The 16,706-nt window shown below is 61.8% G+C and carries 16 protein-coding genes; 6 read left to right on the plus strand and 10 right to left on the minus strand.

The window, feature by feature from the left end; genetic code table 11:
• Positions 1–6 precede the first annotated feature (6 nt).
• From miaA to AO064_RS16295, 5 genes are read right to left on the minus strand one after another with little or no spacing between them, the layout of a single operon-like run.
• Positions 7–978 carry a tRNA (adenosine(37)-N6)-dimethylallyltransferase MiaA gene (miaA, locus tag AO064_RS16275; protein WP_064053981.1) on the minus strand — a complete coding sequence of 324 codons (972 nt, stop codon included), beginning with the start codon at positions 976–978 and terminating at the stop codon, positions 7–9.
• Positions 978–2,894 carry a DNA mismatch repair endonuclease MutL gene (mutL, locus tag AO064_RS16280; RefSeq protein WP_064053982.1) on the minus strand — a complete coding sequence of 639 codons (1,917 nt, stop codon included), beginning with the start codon at positions 2,892–2,894 and terminating at the stop codon, positions 978–980. The genes miaA and mutL overlap by 1 nt, the downstream gene beginning before the upstream one ends.
• Positions 2,894–4,315 (minus strand): N-acetylmuramoyl-L-alanine amidase, encoded by a 1,422-nt coding sequence (locus AO064_RS16285; RefSeq protein ID WP_012721912.1) that lies wholly within the window; start codon positions 4,313–4,315, stop codon positions 2,894–2,896. The genes mutL and AO064_RS16285 overlap by 1 nt, the downstream gene beginning before the upstream one ends.
• Positions 4,316–4,330: 15 nt before the next feature.
• Positions 4,331–4,801, minus strand: a complete 471-nt coding sequence (gene tsaE / locus AO064_RS16290) for a tRNA (adenosine(37)-N6)-threonylcarbamoyltransferase complex ATPase subunit type 1 TsaE (RefSeq protein WP_046033925.1) — start codon at positions 4,799–4,801, stop codon at positions 4,331–4,333.
• Complete coding sequence (locus AO064_RS16295) at positions 4,789–5,649, minus strand: NAD(P)H-hydrate dehydratase (protein WP_064053983.1); 861 nt, start codon at positions 5,647–5,649, stop codon at positions 4,789–4,791. The genes tsaE and AO064_RS16295 overlap by 13 nt, the downstream gene beginning before the upstream one ends.
• Before the next feature lie 63 nt (positions 5,650–5,712).
• Here AO064_RS16295 and queG point away from each other — a divergent pair, with 63 nt between their 5' ends.
• On the plus strand, positions 5,713–6,777 hold the full coding sequence (queG, locus tag AO064_RS16300) for a tRNA epoxyqueuosine(34) reductase QueG (RefSeq protein WP_064053984.1): 1,065 nt from the start codon (positions 5,713–5,715) through the stop codon (positions 6,775–6,777).
• Here queG and AO064_RS16305 read toward each other — a convergent pair.
• Entirely contained in the window at positions 6,774–7,388 is a 615-nt protein-coding gene (locus tag AO064_RS16305; RefSeq protein ID WP_012721908.1) for a trimeric intracellular cation channel family protein, read from the minus strand. The genes queG and AO064_RS16305 overlap by 4 nt on opposite strands.
• Positions 7,389–7,571: 183 nt before the next feature.
• A complete protein-coding gene (gene orn, locus AO064_RS16310) occupies positions 7,572–8,114 on the minus strand; it encodes an oligoribonuclease (RefSeq protein ID WP_003171343.1) in 543 nt (180 codons plus the stop codon).
• Positions 8,115–8,222: 108 nt separating this feature from the next.
• On the opposite strand from orn, the gene rsgA reads away from it, so the two are divergent.
• Positions 8,223–9,254 (plus strand): small ribosomal subunit biogenesis GTPase RsgA, encoded by a 1,032-nt coding sequence (rsgA, locus tag AO064_RS16315; RefSeq protein ID WP_003171340.1) that lies wholly within the window; start codon positions 8,223–8,225, stop codon positions 9,252–9,254.
• Positions 9,255–9,540: 286 nt separating this feature from the next.
• A complete protein-coding gene (locus tag AO064_RS16320) occupies positions 9,541–9,936 on the plus strand; it encodes a type II toxin-antitoxin system PemK/MazF family toxin (protein ID WP_064053985.1) in 396 nt (131 codons plus the stop codon).
• A 63-nt stretch (positions 9,937–9,999) separates the two neighbouring features.
• Here AO064_RS16320 and motB read toward each other — a convergent pair whose 3' ends face one another.
• Positions 10,000–11,019 carry a flagellar motor protein MotB gene (gene motB / locus AO064_RS16325; protein WP_064053986.1) on the minus strand — a complete coding sequence of 340 codons (1,020 nt, stop codon included), beginning with the start codon at positions 11,017–11,019 and terminating at the stop codon, positions 10,000–10,002.
• A gap of 3 nt (positions 11,020–11,022) precedes the next feature.
• Positions 11,023–11,874 carry a flagellar motor stator protein MotA gene (gene motA, locus AO064_RS16330; RefSeq protein WP_064053987.1) on the minus strand — a complete coding sequence of 284 codons (852 nt, stop codon included), beginning with the start codon at positions 11,872–11,874 and terminating at the stop codon, positions 11,023–11,025.
• Positions 11,875–12,040: 166 nt separating this feature from the next.
• Here motA and AO064_RS16335 point away from each other — a divergent pair, with 166 nt between their 5' ends.
• Genes AO064_RS16335 through asd form a run of 3 tightly spaced genes read left to right on the plus strand, consistent with a single transcriptional unit; the run spans position 12,041 to position 15,326 of the window.
• Positions 12,041–13,576, plus strand: coding sequence for an HDOD domain-containing protein (locus tag AO064_RS16335; protein ID WP_064053988.1), 1,536 nt, complete (start codon positions 12,041–12,043; stop codon positions 13,574–13,576).
• A 57-nt stretch (positions 13,577–13,633) separates the two neighbouring features.
• On the plus strand, positions 13,634–14,449 hold the full coding sequence (locus tag AO064_RS16340) for a rhodanese-like domain-containing protein (RefSeq protein ID WP_064053989.1): 816 nt from the start codon (positions 13,634–13,636) through the stop codon (positions 14,447–14,449).
• 16 nt (positions 14,450–14,465) lie between these two features.
• On the plus strand, positions 14,466–15,326 hold the full coding sequence (gene asd / locus AO064_RS16345) for an archaetidylserine decarboxylase (protein WP_064053990.1): 861 nt from the start codon (positions 14,466–14,468) through the stop codon (positions 15,324–15,326).
• Positions 15,327–15,458: 132 nt separating this feature from the next.
• Here the strand turns inward: asd and serB are convergent, their stop codons facing one another.
• Positions 15,459–16,673, minus strand: coding sequence for a phosphoserine phosphatase SerB (gene serB / locus AO064_RS16350; RefSeq protein ID WP_064053991.1), 1,215 nt, complete (start codon positions 16,671–16,673; stop codon positions 15,459–15,461).
• Positions 16,674–16,706: the final 33 nt, after the last annotated feature.

Consider the following 16,706-nt stretch of genomic DNA (forward strand, 5'->3'; position numbering starts at 1 on the left):
AAGGACTCAGCTCAATATGGAGACCGTTCCCAAGTATTTCAAGGCGCGTGACAGATTGTCGCTGTCCAGGCTGTCCAGCCAGTGTAAATCGCTCCAGCTGCGCAACCAGGTGAACTGGCGTTTCGCCAATTGGCGCGTGGCGATGATGCCGCGCTCCTGCATCTTAGCTGACGTCAGCTTTCCATCCAGATGATCCCAGACTTGGCGGTAGCCTACAGCACGTATCGACGGCAACCCTGGATGCAGGTCACCTCTTGAACGCAGTGCTACGACCTCGTCCACAAACCCCTGTTCCAACATAATTGTGAATCTTTGTGCAATTCGTTCATGCAGCACCTGGCGATTTGCCGGAGCGATGGCCAGATTCGCCACAGTATAGGGCAATTGTGACTGCCCAGATGCGCCTGCGTCAGCACTTTGCGCACTTTGTTTCAGCCGGTGTTCAGTCATGGTCTGCCCGCTCACACGCCAGACTTCCAGGGCGCGTGAAAGGCGCTGGGGGTCGTTGGGGTGAATGCGCGCGGCGGATACCGGGTCTATTGCCGCCAACTGGTCGTGCAGGGCTTGCCAGCCAAGGCGTGCAGCCTCTTCCTCAAGCTCGGCGCGCACCTGGGCGTCGGCCGCCGGCATATCCGCCAGCCCCTCCTGCAAAGCCTTGTAGTAGAGCATCGTACCGCCCACCAGCAGCGGAATATTGCCCCGCGCGGTGATCTCGGCCATGGCGGCCAGCGCGTCGGAACGGAAATCCGCCGCCGAATAGCTCTCGGCCGGGTCGATAATGTCGATCAACTTATGCGGATACTGTGCCAACAGCGCTTTGGAAGGCTTGGCGGTACCAATGTCCATGTCCCGGTAAACCAGGGCAGAGTCGACACTGATCAGCTCGCATGGCAACACCTTGGTCAGCTCGATGGCCAGGTCGGTCTTGCCGGCGGCCGTAGGACCCATCAGGAAGATCGCGGGGGGCAAGGCACTCATCAACGGCCGCGCAAGAACAGTTTGTCCAGGTCGTCCAGGCCCATCTGGGTCCAGGTCGGCCGGCCATGGTTGCATTGCCCGCTGCGTTCGGTGTTTTCCATGTCGCGCAGCAAGCCGTTCATTTCCGGCAGGGCCAGGCGGCGATTGGCGCGGATGGCACCGTGGCAAGCCATGGTGCCGAGCAATTCGTTGATGTGCGCCTGGATACGGTCACTGGTGCCGTACTCCATCAGGTCGGCGAGTACGTCGGCTACCAGCCGGTTGGCCTCGGCCTGCTTGAGCAGTGCGGGAATCTGGCGGATGGCCAGGGTTTCCGGGCCCAGGCGCTGCAGTTCAAAGCCGAGCTTCTGGAACACGCAGTGGTGCTCTTCTGCGCAATCAGCCTCACGCTGGCTGACCGCCAGGGATTCCGGCACCAGCAGCGGCTGGCCGCTGAGGCCTTCACTGGCCATGGCAATCTTGAGGCGCTCGTACATGATCCGCTCGTGGGCGGCGTGCATATCCACCAGCACCAGGCCATGGGCGTTTTCCGCCAGGATGTAGATGCCCTTGAGCTGCGCCAGCGCATAACCCAACGGCGGAATATCTCCACCGCCCTCCGGCAAGGCGACAGGTGCACCCGGCTCAGCCCCCGGCAGCGGCGCAAAAAACTCGCGATACGCCGCCTGGGCCTCGGCCACCGGCACCGCCGATTGCGGACGCGGCGTGTATTGGTACTGATAACCCGCCCCCGAACCGGAACCCGGCGCGGTGTACGACGGCTGCGGCTGCGGCGATTGCAGCAGGTTGGCCGCCAGGCTCATTTCGCCCTGGGGGCCGAACTCACCGGCTTCCGGGCCGCTCGGCCGCACCACTGCCGTTACGATGGGGGCAGACAACTGATCATCCGGACGCACATCGCCCAGGGTGCGGTGCAAGGTGCCGTAAAGGAAATCATGCACCATGCGCCCATCACGGAAGCGCACTTCGTGTTTGGTGGGGTGCACGTTGACGTCCACCACCGACGGGTCGACCTCGAAGAACAGCACAAACGTCGGGTGCCGCCCATTGAACAGCACATCGCGGTACGCCTGGCGCACCGCATGGGCTACCAGCTTGTCGCGCACTGCACGGCCGTTCACAAAAAAGTACTGCAGGTCCGCTTGGCTGCGGGAGAAGGTCGGCAAACCGACCCAGCCCCACAGGCGCAGGCCATTGCGTTCGATTTCAATCGGCAGCGCCTGCTCCAGGAACCCCGCGCCGCAAATAGCCGACACCCGGCGAGCACGCGCCGCGTCGTCATGGGCTTCATGCAGGCTAAGGATGGTCTTGCCGTTGTGGCGCAGGTGGAAGGCCACGTCGAAACGGGCCAGGGCCAGGCGCTTGATGACTTCCTGCAGGTGATCGAATTCGGTTTTTTCGGCCTTGAGGAATTTGCGTCGCGCCGGGGTGTTGAAGAACAGGTCGCGCACTTCCACCGACGTCCCCACCGGGTGGGCGGCCGGCTGGACTCGAGGCGCCATGTCGCGGCCTTCGGTTTCCACTTGCCAGGCTTGATCGGCGTCACGGGTGCGTGACGTCAGGGTCAGACGTGCCACGGAGCTGATCGACGCCAGGGCCTCACCGCGAAAGCCCAGGCTCATCACGCGCTCAAGGTCTTCCAGGTCGCGGATCTTGCTGGTGGCGTGACGGGCCAGGGCCAACGGCAGGTCGTCGGAGGAGATGCCGCTGCCATCGTCACGCACCCGCAGCAGCTTGACGCCGCCCTGTTCCACGTCGACATCGATACGCTTGGCACCTGAGTCGATGCTGTTTTCCAGCAGCTCCTTGATCACCGATGCGGGACGCTCAACCACTTCCCCCGCTGCGATCTGGTTCGCCAGGCGCGGGCTGAGCAGCTCGATACGCGACCCACTGTTCAAGGTTGATTCGCTCATTACTGTGCCGCCAATTCAGTGCCGGGGATGGTCAACACCTGGCCGACTTTGAGCTCATCGGTTTTCAGGTTGTTGGCACTGCGCAAGGTAGCGGCCGAGACCTGGAACCGCACCGCCAACATCGCCAGGGTGTCGCCGGGCTGCACGCGATGATCACGCGGGCCCTGGGCGATTTTGCCCGAGTCACGCAGCCAGGCGATGTAGGTGCCCGGCGGCGGATTCTGCTGGAAGAACTGGCGAATACCGGCGCTGATCGAGCGTGCCAGCGCCTGTTGATGGCTGGCGCTGGCCAGCTTCGAGGCTTCGTTGGAGTTGGAGATAAACCCGGTTTCCACCAGGATCGACGGGATGTCCGGCGACTTCAACACCATGAACCCGGCTTGCTCCACGCGCTGCTTGTGCAGCGAGGTCACCCGGCCGATGTTGCTCAATACTTTTTGGCCAACGTTCAAGCTGGACGTCAGCGAGGCCGTCATCGACAGGTCGAGCAGCACGCCGGCCAGCATTTTGTCCTTGTCATCGAGGGACACATTGCCGGCGCCGCCGATCAAGTCGGAACGGTTTTCGCTGTCGGCCAGCCAACGCGCCGTCTCGGACGTAGCGCCGCGATCCGACAGGGCAAACACCGACGCGCCAAAGGCAGCCGCTGAAGGCGCGGCGTCGGCGTGGATCGACACAAACAGGTCGGCGCCTTTCTTGCGGGCGATTTCGGTACGCCCGCGCAATGGAATGAAGTAGTCGCCGGTACGCGTCAGCTCGGCGCGATAGCCTTTCATGCCATTGACCTGGCGCTGCAACTCGCGGGCGATGGCCAGCACCACGTCTTTTTCATGCTGGCCGCGCGAGCCGGAGGCCCCCGGGTCCTCGCCACCGTGGCCGGCGTCGATCACCACAATGATATCGCGCTTGCCGGCCGGAGCCGGTGGCGGCGGTGGCAGTTTGACCTGCGGCTGCGACGGGCTGACCGGCACGGCCGGCACCGTTGCGACGCTTGGGGTTGGCGCGGGTGGCGGTGCGGCATCGGCGGCATTGTCGAACAGGTCAACCACCAAGCGGTTGCCATACTGTGCGTTTGGCGCCAGGGAGAAGCTTTTCGGGGTCACGACCTTTTTCAGGTCGATCACCACGCGCAGGTCGGTCGGCGTACGCTGGGCCGAGCGCATGGCGGTGATCGGGGTGTTGGCGGTGGAGACTTTCAGCGGCGCGGCCAGGGTCGCACCGTTGATGTCGATCACCAGGCGATCAGGCGCCGTCAGGGTAAAGACGCTGTGCTGGACCGGGCCAGACAGGTCGAACACCAGTCGCGTGTTATCCGGCGCTCGCCACAGGCGAACGCTTTTCACCTGTGAAGCAGCCAGAGCATTGACAGTCATTGCCGCAAGCAACACCCCTACGACAGCAACCAACGCGCGAAAGCGCATACCTAACCCCACCAATTATTTGAATTCCAATGCCAAAGCGGCGCACCACGACTGGCCGCGCGCGCTTTGGGGCAACAACTTCAGCTGACGTCCATGCTCATGCGGCGTAATGGTAATGGTCAGGTCCGGCTTTGGCAAAAAGCCTGTGCCTTTATCTGGCCACTCGATCAGGCACAACGCATCTTCATCGAAGTAATCACGGATGCCCATGAACTCCAGCTCTTCGGGATCGACCAGGCGATAGAGGTCGAAATGGAACGCCCGCACCTCGCCAATTTCATAGGGTTCCACCAAGGTGAACGTCGGGCTTTTTACCGCCCCGGCGTGCCCCAATCCGCGGATGATCCCCCGGGACAGTGTGGTCTTGCCCGCCCCCAGGTCGCCCTCCAGAAAGATCAGCCCTGCCCCGGCGGTGACCTGGGCAATGCGCTGGCCGAAAGCAACCATGGCCTCTTCATCGGCCAGGAAAAGGATTACTTCAGACACGGCGACTGCTCCTCCAGCAATTGACGAATGGCGGGTATCAGGTCGCTTGCCGCCAGCCCGCGACCAAAGGTGCCCTGGCGATCCCCCGCCGTGGCGTGCAACCACACGGCCAGGCAGCTTGCCTCAAAAGCCTGCATGCCTTGGGCAAGCAGTGCCCCCGCCAGGCCGGCCAACACGTCACCGAGCCCCGCCGCGGCCATGGCCGGGTGGCCTTGGTCACATCGCGAGACACGTCCGTCCGGGCTGGCAATCAAACTGCCAGCCCCCTTGAGGATAGCCACGGCGTTGAATTTCTCGCTCAACGCGCGCGCTACCTTAAGACGATCAGCCTGAACCTCGGCTGTCGACATACCCAGCAAGCGCGCTGCCTCCCCCGGATGCGGAGTGATCACGCAGTTGGCCGGCAGGCCGACGCCGCCGGTGGCGAGTTGGTTCAGCGCGTCGGCATCCCAGACTTGCGGCTGCTTGGCGTTGGCCGCAACGGACAAGAGGCTTTTGCCCCAAGCGGCATCGCCCAGGCCGGGACCGATCACAATGACCGAGATTTTTTCCAACAGGCTCATCAGTTGATTGGCCGAGTTCACTCCAACGGTCATGACCTCCGGCAAACGCGTCAACGCCGCGGGCACGTGCTCCAGGCGGGTCGCCAGGGACACCATGCCGGCGCCACTGCGCAGGGCACTTTCGGCACTCAACAGCGCTGCGCCGCCAAAGCCGCGGTCACCGCCAATGACCAACAGGTGGCCGAACTGGCCTTTATGGGCGTCCGGGGAACGTGCGGCCAGTTGCGGCAAGTGGCCGTGCAACAGGGGCTGTACGTCGGTTATTGCGTGTTTTGTCTGCGGCATGCGTCTTCAAGCTCCGATGTCTGGCAGAATTATACCTATCTAACCTGCGGTTTCCCTTGTCTCATGCCTGCCATCACCACCGATCTGCCTGCCCTCGCCCAATCGATCAAAGACTGGGGCCGCGAGCTGGGCTTTCAACAAGTCGGCATCAGCGGCCTGGACCTGGCCGAGCATGGACAGCACCTGCAACGCTGGCTCGACGCGGGTTACCACGGCGAGATGGAGTACATGGGCGCCCATGGCAGCAAACGCTCGCACCCCGAAGAGCTGGTGCCCGGTACTTTGCGCGTGGTCTCGCTGCGCATGGACTACCTGCCCGGCGACACGCAGATGGCGCAACTGCTGGCCAAGCCGGAAAAAGCCTATATCTCGCGCTACGCCCTGGGCCGCGACTACCACAAGCTGATCCGCAAGCGCGTGCAGCAACTGGCCGACCGCATTCAAGCGCAGATCGGCCCCTTTGGTTTCCGCGCCTTCGTCGACAGCGCGCCGGTGCTGGAAAAAGCCATCGCCGAAAAAGCCGGGTTGGGCTGGATCGGTAAAAACACCCTGGTCCTCAATCGCAAGGCCGGCAGTTACTTCTTCCTGAGCGAACTGTTTGTCGACTTACCGCTGCCAGTGGACCCGCCCCACAGCACCGAACACTGCGGGCGCTGCACGGCGTGCCTGGATATCTGTCCCACCAATGCCTTCGTAGGCCCCTATGTGCTGGACGCGAGGCGCTGTATTTCCTACCTGACCATTGAGCTCAAAAGCGCGATCCCCGAAGACTTGCGCCCGTTGATCGGCAACCGCGTGTTTGGCTGCGATGACTGTCAGATCGTTTGCCCGTGGAATCGTTTCGCCGGCGCCACCGCCGAAAGCGATTTCAAGCCACGCCACAACCTGGATAACGCGGAACTGGCCGAACTGTTTATGTGGGACGAGGATAAATTCCTCAGCAGCACCGAAGGCTCGCCGCTACGTCGCGCCGGTTATGAGCGCTGGTTACGCAACCTGGCGGTAGGCCTGGGCAACGCGCCGTCGAGCATTCCGGTGCTGGAAGCCTTGAAGGCACGCCAGGATTACCCCTCCGAGCTGGTGCGCGAGCATGTGGAATGGGCGCTGAACCAGCACGCTTCGCGCTAGTGCACGTCGTCGTTGTAGACGAACTTGGGCATTTCCCAGTGAAAGCGGATTGCGAGCAGGCGCAATAGAAAACCGCTGAACAGGGTCAGCAGAATCGCTTGTTCGCTGGGCAGCTCCAGATAAAGGCACAGCAAATAAAACCAGGCGGCGAGGAACGACACGCTGGCGTACAGCTCGCGGCGGAAGATCAGCGGGATATCGTTGCAGAAGATGTCGCGCAAGATGCCGCCAAATACGCCGGTGATCACCCCGCTGACCGACGCCACGAGCATGCCGTGGCCCATTTCCAGGGCGGTCATGCAGCCGATCAGGGTGAAGGCCACCAGGCCCACGGCGTCGAGCGCCAGGAACAGCGAGCGCAGATGGCGCATCAGTGGGGCGATGAAGATCGTCACCAGCGCGGCAACGGAGGTCAGCACCAGGTATTCCGGGTGCTTGACCCAGGTCAGCGGGTAATGGCCGAGCAGCACGTCACGCACCGAACCACCGCCCAGCGCCGTCACACACGCGATCAGCACCACGCCAAACCAGTCCATGCCACGCCGCCCGGCGGACAACGCACCCGTCATGGCTTCGGCGGTGATGGCGATGAGGTAGAGCATCAGCAGCATGAGGGCGATCCTTGCATTGAGGCCGGCAGTCTAATCATTTGCTGATGGCACCAAAAGGGGGCGCTTGGCGAAAGACCGCGTCACGTCATCGGGGGCAAGCCCCCTCCCACACCTTGATGTGTGAACGCAGTCAAATGTGGGAGGGGGCTTGCCCCCGATGAGGCCGATACAGGCGCCAAACACTCAGGCCTTGATGAAATGCTTGCGGTAATGCTGCAGCTCAGCAATCGACTCGCGAATATCGTCCAGCGCCAAGTGAGTGCTGCCTTTATGGAAGCTGTCTTTGACTTCCGGCGCCCAGCGCGCAGCCAGCTCTTTCAAGGTGGACACATCCAGGTTGCGGTAGTGGAAGTAGCTTTCCAGCCCCTTCATGTGCGTATAAAGGAAGCGCCGGTCCTGGCAGATGCTGTTGCCGCAGATCGGCGACTTGCCCTTGGGCACCCACTTTTCCAGGAAGGCGATGGTTTCAGCCTCGGCCTCAGCCATGCTGATGCGACTGTCGCGCACGCGCTGGGTCAGGCCGGAGTTGCCGTGGGTGCGGGTGTTCCACTCGTCCATGGTGGCGAGTACGGCGTCGCTGTGGTGGATGGCGATCACCGGACCTTCCGCCAAGGTGTTGAGGTTGCTGTCAGTGACAATGGTCGCCATCTCGATGATAACGTCGGTGTCGGGGTTCAGACCGGTCATTTCCAGATCGATCCAAATCAGGTTCTGTGGGTTTTGCATGGCTTGATTCTCTTGGCACCTTGGCGTAGCTGCGCAGTTTAGCAGGCAGGGGCGTGCTAGACTCGCGACCGTTTTATCTAACCTTTGCATTATCGACACGGAACACCAATGGCCAAACGCCAGCTCAACCGTCGCCAAAACTGGCGCATCGAAAAGATTCAAGGCGAACGCGCCGCACGCGCCGCCAAACGCGAATCCTCCGCCGTGGAAGCGCTCGAGGGCGGCGACCTGGGCCCCGAGCAGACGGGCCTGGTGATCGCGCACTTTGGTGTGCAGGTCGAAGTCGAGGCGCTCGAAGGCGAACTCGCAGGGTCAGTGTCCCGTTGCCACCTGCGCGCCAACCTTCCTGCGCTGGTCACCGGCGATAAAGTGGTATGGCGGGCCGGCAACCAGGGTATCGGCGTGATCGTCGCCCAGTTGCCACGCACCACCGAACTGCGTCGCCCGGACAGTCGTGGCCAGCTCAAGCCGGTAGCGGCCAACGTCGACATGATCGTCATTGTGTTCGCGCCGCTGCCCGAGCCCCATGCCAACCTGATTGACCGTTACCTGGTCGCCGCCGAGCACGCGGGCATTCGTCCGCTGCTGCTGCTGAACAAATTCGACCTGATTGACGAGCAGAACGCCCCAGCGCTCAACGCCTTGCTAGCGGTGTACCGCACCCTCGGCTACCCAGTGCTGGAAGTGTCGGCGCATCACGGCAATGGCATGGAACAGCTGCAACAGCAGCTGGACGGACGTATCAGCGTGTTTGTCGGCCAATCGGGCGTGGGTAAATCCTCGCTGGTCAACAGCCTGCTGCCGGAAGTCGACACCCGCGTGGGCCCACTGTCGGAACTGTCCGGCCAGGGCACTCACACCACCACCACCGCGCGACTGTTCCACTTCCCCGGCGGCGGTGAGCTGATCGACTCCCCGGGTATCCGCGAATTCGGCCTAGGCCACGTCAGCCGCAGCGACGTGGAAGCGGGCTTTATCGAATTCAACGACCTGATCGGCACCTGCCGCTTCCGCGATTGCAAACACGACCGCGAGCCGGGCTGTGCGCTGCTCAAGGCCTTGGAAGATGGACGTGTGCAGCAGCAGCGGATGAATAGCTATCGGTCGATTATTGCGAGTTTGCCCGAAAGCAGTTATTGAGCGGCCATTTCTTGACACATATAAATGGCGGCGCAAAGCGCGCTAGTCCATTGATTTAACGGGGGCTGGCATCAAGAATTCGGAACAACTGGGTGGCTCGTCGACGCAAGCCAGCTTGAATTCGAAATCCCTGATGCTCATAATCTCTCCGTCACCAGCGCAAGCTGGCAGGAGTCTGGATCCTTTTCGGGGTTGATCCAGCGGCGCAGAAGGGGCGAAGCAAGCTCCACTGCGCGTCGAATGAAGCCGCCTTCGGGCGGCTTTGCTTTTTGTGGGGAATTAACGATTGGCTCTCTACTATCACCCCAAACAGGGCGATGTACTGCTCTGCGACTTCACACGAGGTTTTGTTGCCCCGGAGATGCTGAAGATCCGCAAGGTCGTCGTGATATCCCCTACTGCAACCCATAATCGCAAACTCTGCACCGTGGTGCCGATCTCATCTACCGCTCCCGAGATACAGCACGACTGGCACCACTTGCTACGTACAAATCCACTTCAATCCGATGGCTACAAGGCGCTGTGGGTGAAGTGCGACATGATTTATACCGTCAGCTTCGAGTGCCTCGACAAACTCCATAGGAAGACCCGATCGAAAGGGCGCGAGTACTTCGTCCCACGCCTCTGCACCGAGGACATGCGAGGCGTCATCAGCGGTGTCAAAGCCTATCTCCCGCTCTGACCAGAAATTAAAATGCCCCGATCAGTCGGGGCGTTTTAATGGGTGGTGCCTATAGGATGTGGCTTACGACCCAGCCTTAGGCACCGTAGGATCCTTCACCCCACCCTCATCAAACAGATTCAGCTTCTGGCGCAGCTCATGCGCCGGCAATGGCTCTTGCCCTGGCGGAATGGCGTTCGGATCGGTCGGAACTTCACCCGGTGCGCCTGCGCCCGGAGTGGGCTGCGGAGCCGGCGGCTGATCACCTTCAATCGCACGTTGGGCCTTTTTGGTCAGCACGACGATATCGATACGGCGGTTGATCGGGTTGAACGGCTCCTTGTGATCAAACAGCTGCGACGATGCAAACCCCACCACCCGCGCCACTTGCGGGTCCGGGTAACTGCCGGCCACCAGCGCGCGACGTGCGGCGTTGGCACGGTTGGCCGAAAGCTCCCAGTTGCCGAAGTCGCCCTGGCCCGCATACGGCTTGGCGTCGGTGTGGCCGCTGATGCTGATCTTGTTCGGCACCGCCTTGATGGTGTCGGCCATGGCCAGCAGGATGTCTTCAAAGTACGGCTTCAGGCGCGCACTGCCCGAGTCGAACATCGGCCGGTTGGCCGCATCGGTGATCTGGATGCGCAAGCCGTCCGGGGTGATCTCGAACGAAATCTGGTCCTTGAACTTCAGCAGTTGCGGGTTTTCCTCAACCTTGGTCTGCAGTTCTTGCAGCAACAGTTCCAGGCGCTCTTGCTCAACCTGCTCGGCCATGGCCTCAACGGTATCGCGCTCGATAGGGATCTTTTCCTGAGGCGCTTCGGTTTTGACTTCCGGGTTGATGGTGCGCTCAGGCGCCAACTGCGGCGAACCGCCCAGGTCGATCACGAAGGGCGTGCCACTTTCCGAGAAACCAATGGGGTCTTTGAAGTAGCCGGCGATGGCAATCTTCTGTTCCGGCGTGGCGGTGGACATCAGCCACAGCACCAGGAAGAACGCCATCATCGCCGTCGCAAAGTCGGCGAAGGCGATTTTCCAGGCGCCACCATGGTGCCCCGCAGCGAAGCGCTTGACGCGCTTGATGATTATCGGCTGGTTGTTTTCCATGGCTTAGCGACCGCGAACCGCTTGTTCCAACTCGGCGAAGCTCGGGCGATGCTTGGGGTACAGCACTTTACGACCGAACTCCACCGCCAGCGACGGCGGCATGCCGGAAGCGGAAGCCACCAGGCTGGCCTTGATCGATTCGTACAGGTTGATTTCTTCCTTGGCGTCATGGGCCAGGGAGGTGGCCAACGGACCGAAGAAGCCGTAAGCCGCGAGAATACCGAAGAAGGTACCGACCAGTGCCGCACCGACGTGCATACCGATGGCGGCTTGGTCGCCTTCACCCAGGGAAGCCATGGTCACCACAATACCGAGTACCGCCGCGACGATACCGAAACCCGGCATACCATCAGCGACACCGGTCACGGCGTGGGACGGGTGCTCCAGCTCTTCTTTAAGGCTGAACAACTCCATGTCGAACAGGCCTTCCAGCTCATGGGGAGCCATGTTGCCGGAGGACATGATGCGCAAGTAGTCACAGATGTAGGCGGTCATGCGCTCATCTTTGAGCACGGCCGGGTACTTGGCGAAAATCGGGCTGGCCGCAGCGTCCTCGATGTCACCTTCGATCGCCATCATGCCTTCGCGGCGGCTCTTGTTGAGGATCTCGTAGACCAGGCCCAACACCTCCAGATAGAAGGTGTGGGTGAAGCGTGAACCGAACATGCCCAGGGATTTCTTGACCACGTGCATCGTCATGTAGCCGGGGTTCGCCTGCAAGAATGCGCCGAATGCCGCACCACCGATGATCAGCACTTCGAAGGGCTGGATCAGCGCAGCAATTTTACCGTGGGACAGGACGTACCCACCGAGCACACTTGCGATGACGACAATGATGCCGATAATTTTAGCCATAGGAGATGAGTACTTGCGCCGTCGGGTTCATGGACATATTGGGGGGAACTGAAAACTCTTGTTCCTCTTATCGGCAAAACTGCGCCAGACTATAGCCCGTTAAGGCGAAAAGCCAGTTCGGCCCGCTCCGGGTGTGTTGACCGCAAGTGATGATCGCGCCCCAATCATGGCTAATGAAACGACAGTCCCAACTGCTAAACCTACCTCTCTCGCCGCTTGGATCAAGCGCCTGGACGATGTGCTGCTGCCTGTTCCACAGGCCAGCCACGACCGTGTGTGCAAGGGCATCCGCGACAGCCGCAGTTCATTGCGGGATATTGCCGAGCTGATGCAAGACAGCCCGGCGCTGGTGCTCAGCGTGATGCGCGAGGCCAACAGCCACACCCACGGCAGCCTGGCTGAGCCGGCAGAAAATCTCGAAGTGGCGCTTAACCGCCTGGGCCTCAAGCGCGCCGAAGAACTGCTGGCGCGCTTGCCCGCAGTGCCCGAAAACGAGATTCCCGTGGCACTGCGCCAATTGTTGCTGGTGAGCCAGCACGCTTCGCAGCAAGCCAACGGTTTGTTCGGCAGCCGCCTGGCGCGCCTGTGGCAAGACATTCATTGGGGTAGCCTGCTGTTTCTGTCGCCGCTGTGGCCGATGGCAGTCGCGTACCCCAAACTCCTGGAAGAATGGGAACTGCGGGTGATCCATAAAGGCCAATCGGCCCGCGAGGTGGAACAGGCCTTATTCGGCGTGCGCCTGCTGGACCTGTGCGTCGGCCTGACCGAAGCCTGGCACCTGCCGATCTGGGTATCCCAGGGCTACAAGCTGCTGTTGACCGAACAGCGTTTGCTGGTCAAGGCGCTGCATATCGCCCGCGAAGAAGACCCCCTGCGCCATCAACAATTGCTCGACGCCGAACCCAACCTGCGCCGCTGGCTCAACCAGCCGGCCAATACGGTGTTGCTGGCCAACGGCCTGGCGATGTCGGCCCAGGAGTCTTGGACCTGCCCGCATACCGAGCGCTGGCAGCGCCTCACGGCGCTGTACCTGCAACAGCCGTTGGGCGAGGTGCAACAACAGGTTCACCAGCAAGCCGTCGCCAGCGCCCGCAACACGTTGATGCCTGACCTCTGGCACCCGGCGCTGTCGCTGATCTGGCCCTGGCATGTGCAGAAAATTCATCGCGGCCTGCTACCCGCGCCACCGCCCACCGCCGAGGCCCTGGCCGTGTGGCGCAAGCGCTGCACCGAGCTGCTGGTAGAGCCCAGCCGCTTTGCCAACGCCATGCACCTGACCACGTGCGCCAAGGAGGCCTTGGTGGCCAGCGGCATGCAGCGGGTCATGTTGCTGATGACCGATCGCGCGCAGAGCATGTTGCGCGTGCATCAGGTCGACGGCCTGCCGAAAGACGCAGCCAACCTGAGCCTGGACGTGGTCAACAGCACGCTGCTGCAGCGCCTGCTGGAAAAGTCCGCCCAGGTGCGCCTCACGCCGGACAACCACGCGCAGTTCTCGGCACTGCTACCGCCGATCCTGCGCCGCCTGTTTACTGGCGAACACCTGTTGCTACGCTCCCTGAGCTGCAATGGCAAGGTGGTGATGCTGATGGTGGCCGACCAGGGTGGCGGGCCGTTCTCGGAAACCACCGTGCAAGCCTTCGGCAAAACCGCCCAATGCATCGAGAAAGCCCTGCACTGCTTTACCAACCGCAGCGCCTGATGCTTGCGCTACAATCGCGGTCCTTTAATGCCAACATTTGTGCCCAGGAGACCTCACATGCCTGACTTCTCTGGCTTGCCGCTGGTGATCGAAGCCGGCGACCTGCTCGGCCGCCTGGAGGCCGAACACCTGATTCTGGTGGACCTCACCAGTGCCGCCCGCTACGCCGAAGGGCATATCCCCGGCGCGCATTTCGTTGACCCCAAGCGCACCCAGTTGGGCCAGGCGCCGGCGCCCGGTTTGCTGCCCAACAAAGCTGACCTGGAAGCACTGTTCGGCGAATTGGGCCATACCCCCGACGCCACCTACGTGGTCTATGACGACGAAGGCGGCGGCTGGGCCGGGCGTTTTATCTGGATGCTCGATGTGATCGGCCACCAGAAATACCACTACCTTGACGGCGGCCTGCTGGCGTGGCTGGACGAAAAACACCCGGTCTCCACCGACGTGCCCGCCCCAGTCGGCGGCCCGGTCAGCCTGACGCTGCACGACGGCCCCACCGCCACCCGTGAATACCTGCAAAGCCGCCTGGGCGCGGCCGACCTGGGCATCTGGGACGCACGCGGCCCGCTGGAGTATTCCGGCGAGAAGGTGCTGGCGGCCAAAGGCGGGCACATCCCCGGCGCGGTGAACTTCGAATGGACGGCCGGCATGGACAAGGCACGCAACCTGCGTATCCGCCGCGACATGCCGCAGATCCTCGAAGACCTCGGGCTGACCAAAGACAAAGAAATCATCACCCACTGCCAGACTCACCACCGCTCTGGCTTCACCTACCTGGTGGCCAAGGCACTCGGTTATCCGCGAGTCAAAGGTTATGCCGGTTCCTGGGGCGAATGGGGCAACCACCCCGACACCCCCGTCGAGATTTAAGGTTTAAGGACAGTAAATGAAAAAGCAGTTGTTTATCCTCAGCCAGTACTTGCTGCCGCACCACCTGCTGTCGCGCCTGGCAGGCTGCATTGCCGAGTGCCGCGTGCGCTGGTTCAAGAATACCTTCACCGCCTGGTTCGCCAAGCGCTATCAAGTGGACATGTCCCAGGCCTTGGTTGAGGACCTGACCGCTTATGAGCACTTCAACGCCTTCTTCACTCGCGCATTGAAAGACGGCGCACGCCCACTGGATCAAACCCCTGGTGCGGTGTTGAGCCCCGCCGATGGCGCAGTCAGCCAGCTTGGCCCGATCGAGCATGGTCGTGTGTTCCAGGCCAAAGGCCACAGCTTCAGCGTGCTGGAACTGCTGGGTGGCGATGCGGCCTTGTCGGCGCCGTTCATGGGCGGCGATTTCGCCACCGTTTACCTGTCGCCGAAAGACTACCACCGCGTGCACATGCCACTCGCCGGCACTCTGCGCGAGATGGTCTACATCCCTGGACGTATCTTCTCGGTGAACCAGACCACCGCGGAAAACGTACCCGAGCTGTTCGCACGTAACGAGCGCGTTGCGTGCATCTTCGACACCGAACGTGGCCCGATGGCCGTGGTATTGGTGGGCGCGATGATTGTGGCGTCGATTGAAACCGTGTGGGCCGGGCTGGTGACGCCGCCGAAGCGCGAGCTGAAAACCTTCCGCTATGACGAAGCGGCACGTGCGCCGATTCACCTGGAGAAAGGTGCGGAGCTGGGTCGCTTCAAACTGGGTTCGACCGCAATCGTGCTGTTCGGGCCGGATCAGGTGAAGTGGGCGGAAGAATTGGTGGCGGGCAGCCCAGTGCAAATGGGCCAAGGCATCGCACTGCCAAACGCCTGATTCGAACGCTATGAGGTCTAATGTGGGAGGGGGCTTGCTCCCGATGGCGGTGTGTCAGCCAACTTATCTGCTGACTGATACACCGCTATCGGGGGCAAGCCCCCTCCCACATTTTGAACTGCGTTTATTCAGTTAAAGCTGACCATCGCGGTCGCGGAAGCCCAACAGATACAACACCCCGTCCAGCCCCAACGTCGAAATCGCCTGCTTGGCCGACTGTTTCACCAGCGGCTTGGCACGGAACGCCACGCCCAATCCGGCAATCGCCAGCATTGGCAAGTCATTGGCCCCATCGCCGACCGCAATGGTCTGCTCCAGGCGCAGACCTTCCTTGTTGGCCAATTCCTTCAGCAAGTCCGCTTTGCGCTGGGCGTCGACAATCGGCTCCACCGCCACGCCGGTCACCTTGCCATCCACCACTTCCAGCTCGTTGGCGAACACATAGTCGATGCCCAGCTTGGCCTGCAATTGCTTGGCGAAGTAGGTGAAGCCGCCCGACAGAATGGCGGTCTTGTAACCCAGGCGCTTGAGTTCGGCGAACAGGGTTTCGGCGCCTTCGGTCAGGCGCAGGGAGGCGCCGATGGCGTCCAGCACGCTCACGTCCAGGCCCTTGAGCAGCGCGAGGCGCTCTTTGAAGCTGGCGCGAAAATCGAGTTCACCGGCCATGGCGCGCTCGGTGATTGCGGAAACCTGCTCGCCCACGCCGGCTGCCTTGGCCAGTTCGTCGATGACTTCAGCTTCGATCAGCGTCGAGTCCATGTCGAACACCGCCAGGCGACGGTTGCGACGGAACAGCGAATCCTCCTGAAAGGCGATATCGACGTTCAGTTCCTGGGCCACGCTGAGAAATTCGGCGCGCAGGGCTTGCGGGTCGGCCGGTTCACCGCGCACGGAGAACTCGATGCAGCCCTTGCCCTTGTCGGCCGGGGTGTCCAGCGGCATGCGACCCGACAGACGGTCGATATGGTCGATATTCAGGCCATAGTGCGCGGTGATGGAGCTGACGCGCTGCAGTTGCTCGGCGGTGACCTTGCGGGTCAGCAGCGTCACGATATGGCGTTTCTTGCCCTGGCCGGCGACCCACTGCTGGTAGTCCTCTTCGGACACCGGCGTGAAACGCACCTGCTGGTCCAGCTTGTAAGCCGTAAACAGGATGTCCTTGAGTACTGAAGACGCCTGTTCCGTGCTCGGGATCTCGACCAGGATCCCGAACGACAGGGTGTCGTGGATCACCGCCTGGCCGATGTCGAGAATGTTCACACCACCCTGGGCCAGCACTCCCGTAATAGCCGCAGTAAGACCCGGGCGGTCTTCACCAGTGATGTTAATCAGGACAATTTCGCGCAAGGCGCACCCCCAGGCTGGAAAAAAACCGCATTC

The organism is Pseudomonas marginalis, assembly GCF_001645105.1.
GTDB classification, from domain to species: domain Bacteria; phylum Pseudomonadota; class Gammaproteobacteria; order Pseudomonadales; family Pseudomonadaceae; genus Aquipseudomonas; species Aquipseudomonas petroselini.

Bases quoted from the DNA above. Each gene is read 5' to 3' on its own strand.
- AO064_RS16305 (WP_012721908.1), bottom strand. From the start codon at position 7,388: ATGCTGCTGATGCTCTACCTCATCGCCATCACCGCCGAAGCCATGACG.
- AO064_RS16285 (WP_012721912.1), bottom strand. From the start codon at position 4,315: ATGCGCTTTCGCGCGTTGGTTGCTGTCGTAGGGGTGTTGCTTGCGGCA.
- AO064_RS16295 (WP_064053983.1), bottom strand. From the start codon at position 5,649: ATGCCGCAGACAAAACACGCAATAACCGACGTACAGCCCCTGTTGCAC.
- AO064_RS16340 (WP_064053989.1), top strand. From the start codon at position 13,634: ATGCCTGACTTCTCTGGCTTGCCGCTGGTGATCGAAGCCGGCGACCTG.
- mutL (WP_064053982.1), bottom strand. From the start codon at position 2,894: ATGAGCGAATCAACCTTGAACAGTGGGTCGCGTATCGAGCTGCTCAGC.
- motA (WP_064053987.1), bottom strand. From the start codon at position 11,874: ATGGCTAAAATTATCGGCATCATTGTCGTCATCGCAAGTGTGCTCGGT.
- AO064_RS16335 (WP_064053988.1), top strand. From the start codon at position 12,041: ATGGCTAATGAAACGACAGTCCCAACTGCTAAACCTACCTCTCTCGCC.
- orn (WP_003171343.1), bottom strand. From the start codon at position 8,114: ATGCAAAACCCACAGAACCTGATTTGGATCGATCTGGAAATGACCGGT.
- asd (WP_064053990.1), top strand. From the start codon at position 14,466: ATGAAAAAGCAGTTGTTTATCCTCAGCCAGTACTTGCTGCCGCACCAC.
- rsgA (WP_003171340.1), top strand. From the start codon at position 8,223: ATGGCCAAACGCCAGCTCAACCGTCGCCAAAACTGGCGCATCGAAAAG.
- miaA (WP_064053981.1), bottom strand. From the start codon at position 978: ATGAGTGCCTTGCCCCCCGCGATCTTCCTGATGGGTCCTACGGCCGCC.
- motB (WP_064053986.1), bottom strand. From the start codon at position 11,019: ATGGAAAACAACCAGCCGATAATCATCAAGCGCGTCAAGCGCTTCGCT.
- queG (WP_064053984.1), top strand. From the start codon at position 5,713: ATGCCTGCCATCACCACCGATCTGCCTGCCCTCGCCCAATCGATCAAA.